The organism is Enterococcus silesiacus (assembly GCF_001886225.1).
In the GTDB taxonomy this organism is placed as follows: Bacteria; Bacillota; Bacilli; order Lactobacillales; family Enterococcaceae; genus Enterococcus_L; species Enterococcus_L silesiacus.
In genome coordinates this window covers 25,899-39,231 of record NZ_JXLC01000012.1, presented here as the reverse complement: position 1 = coordinate 39,231, position 13,333 = coordinate 25,899, and the positions used below count along the sequence as shown (strand labels likewise).

Genomic DNA, 13,333 nt, shown 5'->3' with positions numbered 1-13,333 from the left:
GGTGAAATTTTGGTGTATAGAGGAGCGAAACAATTTCATGGAAAAGTTTTTCAAATTAAAAGAAAACAAGACAACTATTTCAACGGAAATGATGGCAGGGGTAACGACATTTTTTGCAATGAGCTATATTTTATTTGTAAACCCGTCAATTTTATCTCAAACAGGCATGCCATTTCAGGCAGTATTTTTAGCAACAATTATTGCATCGATCATCGGAACATTGATCATGGGGCTTTTTGCAAATGTTCCCTATGCACAGGCACCAGGGATGGGGCTTAACGCTTTTTTCACCTTCACTGTTGTCTTTGGTTTAGGTTATACGTGGCAGCAAGCACTGGCGATGGTCTTTATCTGTGGTTTGATCAACGTCTTGATTACCGTGACTAAAATCCGCAAATTGATTATCAAAGCTATCCCGGAAAGTATGCAACATGCAATCGGCGGTGGTATTGGAATTTTTGTGGCTTATGTAGGAATCAAAAATGCTAAGCTTTTGGATTTTACAGTCCAAGCAGAGCCGAAAAATGGCGTTGTTAATGGAGATAGTATTGTTCCAGCTTTAGGAAATTTCAACAATCCAGAAATTATATTGGCCGTGATTGGTCTAGTTTTAACAACCGTATTAGTCGTGTTAAATGTTCGTGGTGCGATTTTGATTGGGATCGTAGCGACTACGATTATCGCTATTCCATTAGGTGTTGTTCATTTATCTTCAATCAATTGGCAGGAAAATTCTTTGGGAAGCTCAATTGGTGCATTAGGAACAACTTTTGGTGCAGCTTTTGGAGCTGACGGGATGCAGTCGTTGTTTAGTGATGCCTCAAAAATCCCGCAAGTCTTAATGACAGTGATTGCGTTTAGTTTATCAGATACATTTGATACGATTGGTACGTTTATCGGTACAGGTCGTCGTACAGGTATTTTTTCTAAGGAAGATGAATTGGCTCTAGAAGATAGTAAAGGGTTTTCGACAAAAATGGATAAAGCACTGTTTGCTGATGCGATTGCAACATCGATTGGGGCTGTTTTTGGAACGTCAAATACAACAACTTATGTAGAGAGTGCCGCAGGAATTGGCGCTGGTGGGCGAACTGGTTTGACGTCTGTTGTAGTAGCCGCTTTATTTGCCTTAAGTAGTTTATTTTCACCACTAATTGCCATCGTTCCAGCACAAGCAACGGCTCCGGCATTGATTCTTGTAGGTGTGATGATGTTAGCCTCATTTAAAGACATTGAATGGACAAACTTAGAAGAAGCTGTTCCTGCTTTCTTCGCATCGATTTTTATGGGATTATGCTATAGCATTTCTTATGGGATCGCAGCTGGTTTTATCTTTTATGCGATCGTAAAAGTAGCAAAAGGTAAGTTCAATGAAGTTTCCCCAATCCTTTGGGTCGTCAATGCGTTATTTATTTTGAATTTTATTATCTTAGCCATCTTATAAGTTCGTCAGATAATAAAGGACTAAGACAGAACTCTTTGAGTTTTATTAATACCTCAAAAAATCTAAATAGATGTTGTCAAAAAGTCAGTCTTTTTGACAAATTCCTAAAAACCGCACAATGCGCTTTATGCATTAGGCGGTTTTTAGTCTAATTGGGGAAGAAACACATGTATGTAAACAGGTACATGATGGCCGCTTGACTGTAAACAACTTTTCCCACAAACTTTTTATTGTTATTTACAGAAAAATTTTTTGAGAGATTAGAGAATTTGGAGTATAGTAATAGTGAAGAACTTGTGAGGTGTGCTTTAAGATGAAAATTGATTGGAAAAAGAATTTAATGGTTGCTTGGTTAGGCTGTTTTTTTACAGGCGCAAGTATTAGCTTAGTGATGCCCTTTATACCTGTTTACGTTGAACAACTAGGAACGCCAAAAAATCAAATTGAGTTATTTTCAGGACTGGCGATAGCTGTTACAGCGTTTGCAGCTGCAATTGTAGCACCTATTTGGGGGAATCTAGCAGATCGAAAAGGTCGGAAACTGATGATGATCAGAGCGGCGGCTGGAATGACAATCACGATGGGTTCACTAGCGTTTGTACCGAATGTCTACTGGTTGTTGATCATGCGTTTTTTCAATGGTATTCTTTCCGGCTATATTCCTAATGCCACAGCGATGATCGCATCTCAAGCGCCAAAAGAAAAAAGTGGTTGGGCGTTAGGTACTCTTTCAACAGGCGCAATTGCTGGGAACTTGATCGGTCCATCTATGGGTGGCGCATTAGCCCAATGGTTTGGTATGGAAAATGTCTTTATTATTACTGGAGTAGTGTTATTGATCACGACATTATTGACGATTTTTATGGTAAAAGAAGATTTCCAACCAGTTGAGAAAAAAGATTTACTTAGCACAAAAGAAATTTTTTCCACAATGGATCATGTTTCGATTTTGATTGGTTTATTTATCACGACCTTGATTTTGCAAATTGGCGTTACGAGTATTAGTCCAATTTTGACGTTATATATTTGTTCGCTGAGTCAGGATACTGGGAATATTTTATTCATCAGTGGATTGATTGTTTCGGTGGCAGGGGTGTCTGCTGTCATATCTTCACCAGTCTTAGGGAAACTTGGAGATAAGATAGGCAATCATAAGGTGTTAATAGCTGGTTTGATACTTTCAATGATTTGTTACATCCCGATGGCATTTGTAAAGACGCCTTTTCAACTGGGACTGCTACGTTTCTTTTTAGGATTTTCAACAGGCGCTTTAATGCCGTCAATCAACACGCTGATTAGCAAAATTACACCATCAGAAGGCGTTAGCCGAATATACAGCTATAATCAAATGTTCAGTAATTTCGGCCAAGTTTTAGGCCCGATGATTGGTTCGACTGTTGCACATGGTTTAGGCTACAGCGCAGTCTTTATTGTTACAGCTTGTTTTGTCCTAGGAAATATCTGTCTTTCATTGTTTAATTTCCGCAAAATTTTAAATAAAAGACTATAAATAGTTGAAAACATAAAAAAACCAGTTACAATGTTTGTAGTAACTGGTTTTTTTATAAGTGCGATTTTCAAGCAATAAACGGTAAGAAGCATTAGCTTCAAACATAAACTGCTCTGTTCGTTTTTTAGTTATTGAACACTTTTGGTGGTTTCTTTTTTTGGTAATGCAAATTGACCAATCAATAAGATAATCACGCCAGTAATCAATGATATAATTGTTGTCAGCATAAAATCGTAGGTTCCGCCGTTTAAGGCACCACCGATATATCCGACCACTTGTCCTAGTAAAAAGGACCACAACAATACAAGAATGTAACGCATGGATTGCACCTCTTTTCATGCTATAGTTTAGCACAATTTTTCTAAATGTAAAGAAATTGAAAGTAATGTTTTCAATTTAAACGCGTCATAATAAATGGCAGAGATAGATATCGATTGGTTAGGTTATCATAAAAGTATTAAAATCGAGTATCTTACGAATGATTTTTCGTTAGAAATTCACTCCAAATAAACATTGTAGTAATTTTCAACGTTAAACAGTTCTGTCTCAGCCTCAGATAAAGGAGATGTCCTATGCCCTTTCCACAATTAGCAACAATTACTTCCTACTCATTACTTTCCAGTACTATTCGTATTCAAGAACTAGTGCAGCAAGCAAAAAAATTGGGTTATACGACTTTAGGAATTGCTGATATCAATGTGCTTCACGGAGCAATAGAATTCTACGAAGCGTGTAAAAAAGCGGACATCAAGCCGGTTATCGGTTTAACGCTAGAATACACCCCTCAAAAGTCCGAACAATCAGCTCAATTATTATTGTACGCAAAAGATTTAAAAGGCTATCAAAACTTGATGCGGATTTCGACAGCAAGGATGAATAGCGAAAGAATTTTTTATCTAGATGAAATCAAAGAAAATCTAAATCATTTATTCGCTGTGATGCCTTCTGACAAGGGCGAAATTCCGTTTGCTTTGAAAAGAAGTGAAGTAGAAGCGAGTGAAAGTTTAGCCCAATTAGTGCAGCTTTTCGATCCAACTGCTTTTTTTGCTGGAGCATCGTTTACCTGCAATCCAGAAACAGACCCAGCACTATTCCAATTTTACGCATCCCAAAATCAACCACTCATCGCCTTACAAGAAACGCGTTATTTAAGTCGTGAGGACGGTTTTGCAGTGAAAGTTTTAGCTCATATCAATGAAGGGCAGCAAATGAGTTTGAATGCTGAGGAAACGGAAATTGAAGGACCTTTTTATTTAAGAAGCCAACAGGATGCAGCAGAGCAATTGTGTATAAAAGTAAATAAACAAGCGGTGAGTAATGCCGAGAAATTAGCTACTGATTGTTCAGTTGAGATTCCGCTGCATCAGCGTTTATTGCCTCATTATCCAATACCAGATGGGAAACAAGCAGGAGATTTTTTAAAAGAGCTGTGTGTGCAAAAACTACCTGAACGGGTTCCAGACGCTACAATAGAATATGAAGAACGCTTAGCGAAAGAACTTAACATCATCCATACCATGGGATTTGATGATTACTTCTTGATTGTTTGGGATGTAATGGCTTTTGCGCATGAAAGAAAAATCGTGACTGGTGCAGGTCGTGGTTCTGCTGCAGGATCTTTAGTGTCTTACGTTTTATCGATTACGGATGTTGACCCAATTAAATATGATCTACTTTTTGAACGTTTCTTAAATCCTGAACGACATTCAATGCCAGATATCGATTTAGATATTCCTGATAATCGTCGGGAAGAAGTACTGCAGTACGTTCGTGAGAAATATGGTCACTATCATATGGCGCAAATCGCTACTTTTGGTACAATGGCAGCAAAAATGGTCCTAAGAGATGTTGCTAGAGTGTTTGGGTTATCACAAAGTGAATCGAATCGTTGGTCCAATGCTGTACCAAGTGCTTTAAAAATGACCTTGAAAACAGCTTATACGGACTCAAAAAAACTAGTTGAGCTAGTCAATTCATCTGAGACCAATCGTTTATTGTACGATACTGCTGTTCGTTTAGAAGGTCTTCCCCGTCACGTGTCAACACATGCTGCGGGTGTGGTGATCAGTGATCTAGATCTATTAGATATTGTTCCGCTACAACCAGGTTCAAATGATATATTCCTTACCCAGTTTACGATGAATGATGTTGAAAAAATCGGGTTGTTGAAGATGGATTTTCTAGGCTTAAGAAATTTGTCAATTATTGATGATACAATCAAATCTATCAAGCGAGTTTACAAAAAGGAACTGATTTTAAATCAAATTCCTTTAGATGACGATCAAACGTTGGCCTTGTTTAGGCGAGGCGAAACAAGCGGAGTTTTTCAGTTTGAATCAGCGGGGATCAGGAACGTTTTAAGAAAATTAGGCCCAACGAGTATTGAAGATATTGCGGCAGTCAATGCCTTATATCGTCCAGGACCAATGCAAAATATCGATCTATTCATCCGTAGAAAAAAAGGGCTAGAACCAATCGATTATCCGGATGCTGTGTTAGAACCGATTTTAAGGAATACGTATGGCGTTATTGTCTATCAAGAGCAGATCATTCAAGTTGCTTCTACGATGGCAGGATTTAGCCTAGGACAGGCGGATATCTTAAGGCGAGCAGTCAGTAAAAAGAAAAAGGAAGTACTGGACGAAGAGCGAAAGCACTTTGTCGAAGGAGCAATGAATCAAGGGCACAGTGAAGAAGTAGCAACTACGATTTATGATTATATCGAACGATTTGCTAATTATGGTTTCAATCGTTCCCATGCATTTGCGTATTCTTTTATTGGGTTTCAAATGGCCTACTTAAAAGTACATTATCCCGGTGCTTTTTATGCTGCAATTCTCCATTCTGTACGGCATAATCCAACTAAAATCAAAGAGTATATTGGGGAAGCACGTAAAAATAAAATGGCGATCATTCAACCGTCTATCAACTCCAGTCAGTATAGTTTTTACTTAAATAATGATAATCAAATCATGTTTGGCTTTAGTTCTTTAAAAGGAATCCGGCGAGATTTTATCCAAAATATCTTAGATGAACGCAAAGAGCGCGGTCCCTTTAAATCTTTTGATCAATTTTTGCTTCGAATTGACCGCAAGTGGCTAAAAGCAGAGAATATCCAACCTTTGATTGCTATTGGTGCTTTTGATGAACTGCAAGTTAATCGTCGTCAGTTAGCAGTCAGTCTAGACAGTGAGATTCAAAATATCATATATAGTGGTGGCAGCATGAATCTTTTAGAAGACACGTTGAAATTAAAAGAAGTCGAAATTGCTGATTATTCACTGGAAGAAAAATTAGAGCAGGAAGAGCAATATTTAGGTGTTTATTTATCTGGACATCCAACAGAAGAATTCAAGAAAACTCGTTTGGCTAAGCAAGTAATGTTGGTCAGTGATGTCGTGGAAAATCAGACGGCTCGTTTATTGATTTATGTAAAAGATATCCGAGTGATCCGCACGAAAAAAGGCGAACAAATGGCTTTTGTCGAAGGTGATGATCTAACGGGTTCATTATCGTTAACACTTTTTCCAACAGTTTTCAGAACGTTACGTCAAAATGTTGAAAAAAATCAAGTTTATTTCGTAGAAGGTAAAATAGAAAAAAGTAATTATAACCAAGAGCTGCAACTCTTAGTAAATCAAATCGAGAAAGCCAGTGAAATAGAAAAAAGTATTAGTGCAACTACGTGCTATTTGAAAATCATTGAAGCAAAAGACCAAAAAGACATTTTACAAAGTGTTCACGAAGTTATTCAAGCGCACAAAGGCAATACTCCTGTCATTATTTACTTTGAAAAAAACGGTAAAAAATTGGTTTTAGGAGCAGAGAATTGGATAGCAGACACAGTAGATGCAAAAGAGCAATTAGAGCTGATTTTAGGCAGTCAAAATGTTGTTTTCAAATGATTTACGGTAAAAAATACTAATTGTTTTCATCTTTTTTCAATTATTTCTTCTTAAATCAAGACATTTTGCACTATTAATGGTAAAATGAGTGACGTAATATTTTTGAGTAATGAATAACTGTGACAAAACTTGTTACAGCTTAAAAGTATAATATATGAGGTGAAAGAACGAATGAAACGTATCGGTATTTTAACCAGTGGGGGAGACGCCCCAGGAATGAACGCTGCAATTCGTGCAGTGGTACGTAAAGGGATTTTTGACGGAATCGAAGTGTATGGTATTAACTATGGTTTTGCAGGTTTAGTGGCAGGAGATATTCGCCGTTTGGACATTGCAGATGTTGGCGACAAAATTCAACGTGGAGGAACTTTCTTATACTCTGCCCGTTATCCAGAATTTGCAACAGAAGAAGGTCAATTAAAAGGTATTGAACAATTGAAAAAATTCGGCATCGAAGGATTAGTTGTCATCGGTGGTGATGGTTCTTATCATGGTGCAATGGCACTGACAAAACGTGGTTTTCCAGCTGTAGGGATTCCGGGCACAATCGATAATGATATTCCAGGGACTGATTTCACAATTGGCTTTGATACAGCTATCAATACTGTTTTAGAATCAATTGACCGAATTCGTGATACAGCTACTTCTCATGTTCGTACATTCGTAATTGAAGTAATGGGCCGTGGTGCAGGCGATATCGCTCTTTGGTCAGGCGTTGCAGGTGGTGCTGATGAGATCATTATTCCAGAACATGATTTCGATATGGTCAATGTTGCTCAACGGATTAGAGAAGGCCGCGATCGTGGCAAAAAACATTGCTTGATCATTTTAGCAGAAGGCGTTATGGGCGGGAATGAATTTGCTGACAAACTTTCTGAACATGGCGATTTCCACACACGTGTATCAATCTTAGGACACGTTGTTCGTGGTGGTTCACCAAGTGCCCGTGATCGTGTATTGGCTAGTAAGTTTGGATCATATGCTGTTGAGCTATTGAAAGCAGGAATTGGCGGTCAATGTATTGGAATGCTTGATAACAAAGTTGTTTCAGCTGATATTGTTGATACATTGGAAAATAATAAACACAAACCAGATTTATCACTTTATGATTTAAATCAAGAGATTTCTTTCTAAAGATACGCTTAAAAAAATTGAGCGAGCTTAAGTATCTCTTGAGGAAAATAGATAATCTTCATGACGTATAAACAAAAATGGAATAGGAGCGTTTGGTAATGAAAAAAACGAAAATCGTATGTACGATCGGACCAGCTAGCGAAACAGTTGATATGCTAGTAAACTTAATGAATGCAGGAATGAATGTTTGCCGTTTGAACTTCTCACATGGTGACTTTGAAGAACATGGCAACCGCATCAAAAATATTCGCGAAGCTGCAAAAATTACAGGAAAACGTGTTGCGATCTTACTTGATACAAAAGGTCCTGAAATCCGTACGAACGAAATGGAAAATGGCGCGATCACTTTAAGAACTGGTGATGCAGTCCGTCTTTCTATGACAGAAGTTTTAGGAACAAACGAAAAATTTTCAATTACTTACCCAGAATTAATCAACGATGTAAATGTTGGTTCTCATATTCTTTTAGATGATGGTTTGATCGACTTAGAAGTAACCGATATCGATCGTGCTGCTAACGAAATCGTTACACTTGTTAAAAACGAAGGTGTATTAAAAAATAAAAAAGGTGTTAACGTACCAGGTGTTTCTGTAAATCTTCCTGGAATAACTGATAAAGATGCTGCTGATATCCGTTTTGGTATCGAACAAGGTGTTGACTTTATCGCAGCAAGCTTCGTTCGTCGTGCAACTGACGTTTTAGAAATTACCAAAATTTTAGAAGAAGAAAACGCAACACACATCCAAATCATTCCTAAAATCGAAAACCAAGAAGGTATCGACAATATTGACGAAATCCTAAAAGTTTCTGATGGTTTGATGGTTGCTCGTGGTGACATGGGTGTTGAAATTCCAACTGAAGATGTTCCTGTTGTTCAAAAAGAATTGATCAAAAAATGTAATGCTTTAGGTAAACCAGTTATTACAGCAACTCAAATGTTAGATTCTATGCAACGTAACCCACGTCCAACTCGTGCTGAAGCCAATGACGTTGCCAATGCAATCTACGACGGAACAGATGCAGTAATGCTTTCTGGTGAAACAGCGGCTGGGGATTACCCATTAGAGGCGGTTCAAACAATGGCTCGCATCGCTGTTCGTACTGAAGAAGCGTTGATCAATCAAGATTCATTTGCCTTAAAATTATACAGCAAAACAGATATGGCTGAAGCAATTGGTCAATCAGTTGGACATACTGCACGTAACTTGGGCATCCAAACAATCGTTGCAGCAACTGAGTCAGGTCACACGGCTCGTATGATTTCTAAATATCGTCCAAAATCACATATCGTGGCAATCACTTTCACAGAGCAAAAAGCGCGTAGCTTATCATTATCTTGGGGTGTGTATGCAACAGTTGCTGACAAACCAGCAAGCACTGATGAAATGTTCAACTTAGCGACCCATACCGCTCAAGAAGAAGGCTTTGCAAGCGAAGGTGATTTGATCATCATCACAGCTGGTGTACCAGTTGGTGAAAAAGGAACAACTAACCTAATGAAGATTCAAATGATCGGATCAAAATTAGTTCAAGGTCAAGGAATCGGCGAAGCTTCAGTTATTGCTAAAGCAGTTGTAGCCAACACAGCAGAAGAAGCAGTAGCAAATGCAGTAGAAGGTTCAATTCTAGTGGTTAAGACAACTGACAAAGATTACATGCCTGCAATCGACAAAGCAATTGCTTTAGTGGTTGAAGAAGGTGGCTTAACTTCTCATGCAGCAGTTGTCGCAATTGCGAAAGATATTCCAGTAATCGTTGGAGCAGCAGATGCAACAAGCTTAATTGCAAATGATGAGTTAATCACTGTTGATCCTCGTCGCGGTATTGTATACCGTGGTGCAACAACAGCAATTTAAAAAACTCAAGTATACACTAAAAAGAGTGAGAATGAATCATGCAATGTGATTCATTTTCGCTCTTTTTTATTTATGTTGAACAAAGTTTTATTTGGTTGTGAACAATTTCTCAAAAAGACTATTAAAACGATTTCATACATGTTAAAATATAATTATTACCATATAATACTAAATACAGGAGTGATAGAATGAAAGCAGCTGTTGTAACAAAAGAAAATAATGGAAAAGTAGAAATCAAGGAACTGGATATCAGACCGCTCGAAGCGGGTGAAGCTTTAGTAGATGTAGAGTTTTGTGGCGTTTGTCATACTGACCTACATGTAGCTCATGGCGATTTTGGCGAAGTTCCTGGTCGAGTAATCGGTCATGAAGGCATCGGAATTGTTAAAGAGATTGCTCCTGGAGTTGACAGTTTAAAAGTAGGCGATCGTGTAAGTATTGCTTGGTTCTTCGAAGGATGTGGTACTTGTGAATATTGTATTACAGGTCGCGAAACATTCTGTCGCCAAGTAAAAAATGCTGGATTTTCAGTGGATGGCGCCATGGCGGAACAATGTATCGTTAAAGCAGATTATGCAGTTAAAGTGCCAGAGGGATTAGATCCAGCTCAGGCCAGCAGTATCTCGTGTGCCGGCGTTACTTGCTACAAAGCAATCAAAGTGTCAGATGTAAAACCCGGACAATGGGTCGCTATTTATGGTATTGGTGGATTAGGCAACTTGGCTATCCAATATGCTAAAAATGTGTTCAACGCTAAAGTAATTGCTGTTGATATCAATGATGATAAGTTAGAATTCGCTAAAGAATTAGGTGCAGATTTAGTTTGTAACCCGTTAACAGATGGGGATGCAGGAGCATGGATCCAAGAAAAAGTCGGCGGCGCTCATGCAGCAGTTGTCACGGCTGTTTCAAAAGTAGCATTTAACCAAGCAGTCGATTCTGTAAGAGCTGCTGGAAAAGTTGTTGCAGTTGGTTTACCACCAGAAACAATGGATTTAGCAATTGTTAAAACAGTGTTAGACGGAATCCAAATCGTAGGTTCTTTAGTAGGGACTCGTAAAGATTTAGAAGAAGCCTTCCAATTTGGAGCAGAAGGTAAAGTAGTACCAGTTGTGGAAACACGTTGTCTACACGAAGTGAATGATATTTTTGAAGAAATGGAACAAGGTAAAATCAAAGGAAGAATGGTTGTCGATTTAAAAAAATAAACAAATCGTAAGTTAAAAGTAAATAAAATAGCAAAGACCCTTAAAGAGAGAGCAGAAATTCTAACTTTCAAGGGTCTTTTTTTACAACAATAAACACAATAATATTTTTACCTAGGTACTTTGATAGCATCTTAAAATAGATTCTGTTACTATTAATAATAGCATTTCTGTAAAAAAGAAATACGAATAAACATCTCTTTAGAAACTGAAAAAAATTTCTCATTGGTGGATATGACTTCGCGATAAAAAGCGTTTAAAACAGCAAAAGCCAAAGTCGGGGGATTTCGTTTGAATGTGCATTAGTATTAGTTATGTCATAGTATGATTTTGGCAGTGTTTCATAGCACATTAATAGGTTTTTTTGTTATTTATTATGCCATTGTTTATGGGGGGATTAAGCTAAAAGAAAACCTTCGGTGATAAAATTTAAATAAAGATGAAAAGCTGATTTGATAAGCAAAGTAGCAGTCCGGCTACGATCTTGGATGCTATGTAATTTTACGCACAGACCATGTTTCTTTTTCTAAGCTTTAAAAAAAATGAGAATTTCATCCATTTCTATTTGTGAAAAATTAAAAAAATTTTTAAACAAAGGATTTTCAGAAAATTTCTGTTAATAATCAGGCAAATTATGCTATAATTACATAATTAAGATGGGAGGTTTAGTGCAAATGGAATCCATTTCAAAAGATTTTGCCGTTCAGCTGTTAAACGATGATGCACAAAGGATCTTAAAGTTAATCCGTAATCAAAAAAATAGCCTATGTATTTCCCAATGTAAGGCGTTTGAGGAAGTCGTAGATACACAAATGTATGGTTTCTCTCGTCAAGTGACATATGCCATCCGATTAGGTATTTTAAGTTCAAAACAAGGACATCAATTGCTAAGTGATTTAGAAAAAGAGCTTAACCAATTATATAGTGACGTTTATGAGGAAACACAAGAAAAAAAAGAGATTGGCAAGGAGGTTTAAACTTTGCCGAACAAGATAAAAAAGAGGCATCTGTTAGATTATAGTATTTTAATCCCGTACTTGGTCCTTAGTGCAGTGGGATTGATCATGGTTTATAGTTCGACATCCTCTTTGTTAGTTTCACAAGGGAAGCCACCTACAGGGATGGTTGTCACCCAATTACAATTTTGGTTACTAAGTCTGGTTGCGATGTTTTTCATTTATAAGATGAAAACCACTGTGTTTCAAGTCAAAGGATTCATCATGTTTGCAATCGTGGTCATTTCTGTACTGCTTTTAGCTGTTCGCTTTACGAAGTTAGGTGCTGAAATCAATGGTGCTAAAGGCTGGATTCAGATTGGGACATTTTCAATGCAACCTGCTGAATACCTAAAAATCATGGTAATCTGGTATCTAGCGTATATTTTAGGTCGGAGACAGAAATATATCGATAAGGAATTTAAAAAAGCAGTATTCAGACCAATGCTTTTGGTTGGTTTTTTAATTTTCCTTGTTGCGATTCAACCCGATTTGGGTAATGCCGCAATTTTAACTTTATTGGTCATCATCATGGTACTTGCTAGTGGCATCAACTATATGTACACCTATTTAGTCGGTGGTGCTGGGATTTTGGGCAGTATTGCGGTCATCCAAACCTTACTTTTAACTGGAGGAAGTTTTATTCCAGATAGATATCAGTATGTGTATCAACGCTTCGCTATCTTTTTAAATCCATTTAAAGATGAACGAAATGCTGGGCATCAGCTAGCGAATTCTTATTATGCCATCAACAATGGTGGTTGGTTTGGAAAAGGTCTTGGGAATAGTATTCAGAAAAAGGGTTTCTTACCCGAAGCGCATTCAGATTTTATTTTTGCCATTACAATTGAGGAATTAGGTTTACTTGCCGCTTTGATGATATTGGCAATCTTAATGTTTATGATCGCTCGGATCATTTTAGTCGGTGTCCGCTCTAAGAAACCATTCAATTCGTTGATGTGTATCGGTATTGGTTCAATGCTGTTACTACAAGTCTTTATCAATCTTGGTGGGATTACGGGAGTGATTCCTTTAACAGGTGTAACATTTCCTTTCTTAAGTCAAGGGGGAAACAGTGTATTGATTATTTCAATTGCTGTGGCGTTTGTATTGAATATCAGTGCAGATGAGAAAAAGCAAAAAATGGACCAAGAATACCAATTACTTGGTAGTTAATAAATAAATGAAGGTTAATAAAAGGTGAAACACAAGTCATTTCTTCAAAACGAATAGAATGTTCTCGGAGTTAAAGACTGATGTTTTGGCCTCATCAAACGGGTAGGA

Annotated in this window: 9 protein-coding genes; 8 read left to right on the top strand and 1 reads right to left on the bottom strand. The window is 37.6% G+C overall.

Features of this window, described 5'->3' with window-relative positions:
- Nucleotides 1-37: 37 nt before the first annotated feature.
- Nucleotides 38-1,444: an NCS2 family permease gene (locus tag RV15_RS09560; protein WP_071877828.1), complete on the top strand. Its 1,407-nt coding sequence runs from the start codon at nt 38-40 to the stop codon at nt 1,442-1,444.
- 313 nt (nt 1,445-1,757) lie between these two features.
- Nucleotides 1,758-2,954, top strand: a complete 1,197-nt coding sequence (locus tag RV15_RS09555; protein ID WP_071877827.1) for a multidrug efflux MFS transporter — start codon at nt 1,758-1,760, stop codon at nt 2,952-2,954.
- A 128-nt stretch (nt 2,955-3,082) separates the two neighbouring features.
- On the opposite strand, the gene RV15_RS09550 is transcribed toward RV15_RS09555, so the two are convergent.
- The gene (locus RV15_RS09550) at nt 3,083-3,274 is read right to left on the bottom strand and encodes a YjzD family protein (protein ID WP_025868754.1); all 192 of its coding nucleotides are present in this window, start codon (nt 3,272-3,274) and stop codon (nt 3,083-3,085) included.
- A 252-nt stretch (nt 3,275-3,526) separates the two neighbouring features.
- Between RV15_RS09550 and dnaE the strand changes: the two genes are divergently transcribed.
- The 6 genes from dnaE to RV15_RS09520 all read left to right on the top strand — a co-directional run bounded on the left by dnaE (nt 3,527) and on the right by RV15_RS09520 (nt 13,225).
- Entirely contained in the window at nt 3,527-6,859 is a 3,333-nt protein-coding gene (gene dnaE / locus RV15_RS09545) for a DNA polymerase III subunit alpha (protein WP_071877826.1), read from the top strand.
- A gap of 171 nt (nt 6,860-7,030) precedes the next feature.
- Nucleotides 7,031-7,993 carry a 6-phosphofructokinase gene (pfkA, locus tag RV15_RS09540; RefSeq protein WP_071877825.1) on the top strand — a complete coding sequence of 321 codons (963 nt, stop codon included), beginning with the start codon at nt 7,031-7,033 and terminating at the stop codon, nt 7,991-7,993.
- A gap of 98 nt (nt 7,994-8,091) precedes the next feature.
- Nucleotides 8,092-9,849 (top strand): pyruvate kinase, encoded by a 1,758-nt coding sequence (gene pyk / locus RV15_RS09535; protein ID WP_071877824.1) that lies wholly within the window; start codon nt 8,092-8,094, stop codon nt 9,847-9,849.
- A gap of 188 nt (nt 9,850-10,037) precedes the next feature.
- A complete protein-coding gene (adhP, locus tag RV15_RS09530; protein ID WP_071877823.1) occupies nt 10,038-11,057 on the top strand; it encodes an alcohol dehydrogenase AdhP in 1,020 nt (339 codons plus the stop codon).
- Between the two features lie 671 nt (nt 11,058-11,728).
- A complete protein-coding gene (locus tag RV15_RS09525; protein WP_071877822.1) occupies nt 11,729-12,031 on the top strand; it encodes an Fpa/YlaN family protein in 303 nt (100 codons plus the stop codon).
- Between the two features lie 3 nt (nt 12,032-12,034).
- Complete coding sequence (locus tag RV15_RS09520; protein WP_071877821.1) at nt 12,035-13,225, top strand: FtsW/RodA/SpoVE family cell cycle protein; 1,191 nt, start codon at nt 12,035-12,037, stop codon at nt 13,223-13,225.
- The last annotated feature ends 108 nt before the right edge of the window (nt 13,226-13,333 follow it).

Coding starts and splice junctions, on each gene's coding strand:
- RV15_RS09555 (WP_071877827.1), top strand. CDS start 1,758: ATGAAAATTGATTGGAAAAAGAATTTAATGGTTGCTTGGTTAGGCTGT.
- pfkA (WP_071877825.1), top strand. CDS start 7,031: ATGAAACGTATCGGTATTTTAACCAGTGGGGGAGACGCCCCAGGAATG.
- RV15_RS09550 (WP_025868754.1), bottom strand. CDS start 3,274: ATGCGTTACATTCTTGTATTGTTGTGGTCCTTTTTACTAGGACAAGTG.
- dnaE (WP_071877826.1), top strand. CDS start 3,527: ATGCCCTTTCCACAATTAGCAACAATTACTTCCTACTCATTACTTTCC.
- RV15_RS09560 (WP_071877828.1), top strand. CDS start 38: ATGGAAAAGTTTTTCAAATTAAAAGAAAACAAGACAACTATTTCAACG.
- pyk (WP_071877824.1), top strand. CDS start 8,092: ATGAAAAAAACGAAAATCGTATGTACGATCGGACCAGCTAGCGAAACA.
- RV15_RS09525 (WP_071877822.1), top strand. CDS start 11,729: ATGGAATCCATTTCAAAAGATTTTGCCGTTCAGCTGTTAAACGATGAT.
- adhP (WP_071877823.1), top strand. CDS start 10,038: ATGAAAGCAGCTGTTGTAACAAAAGAAAATAATGGAAAAGTAGAAATC.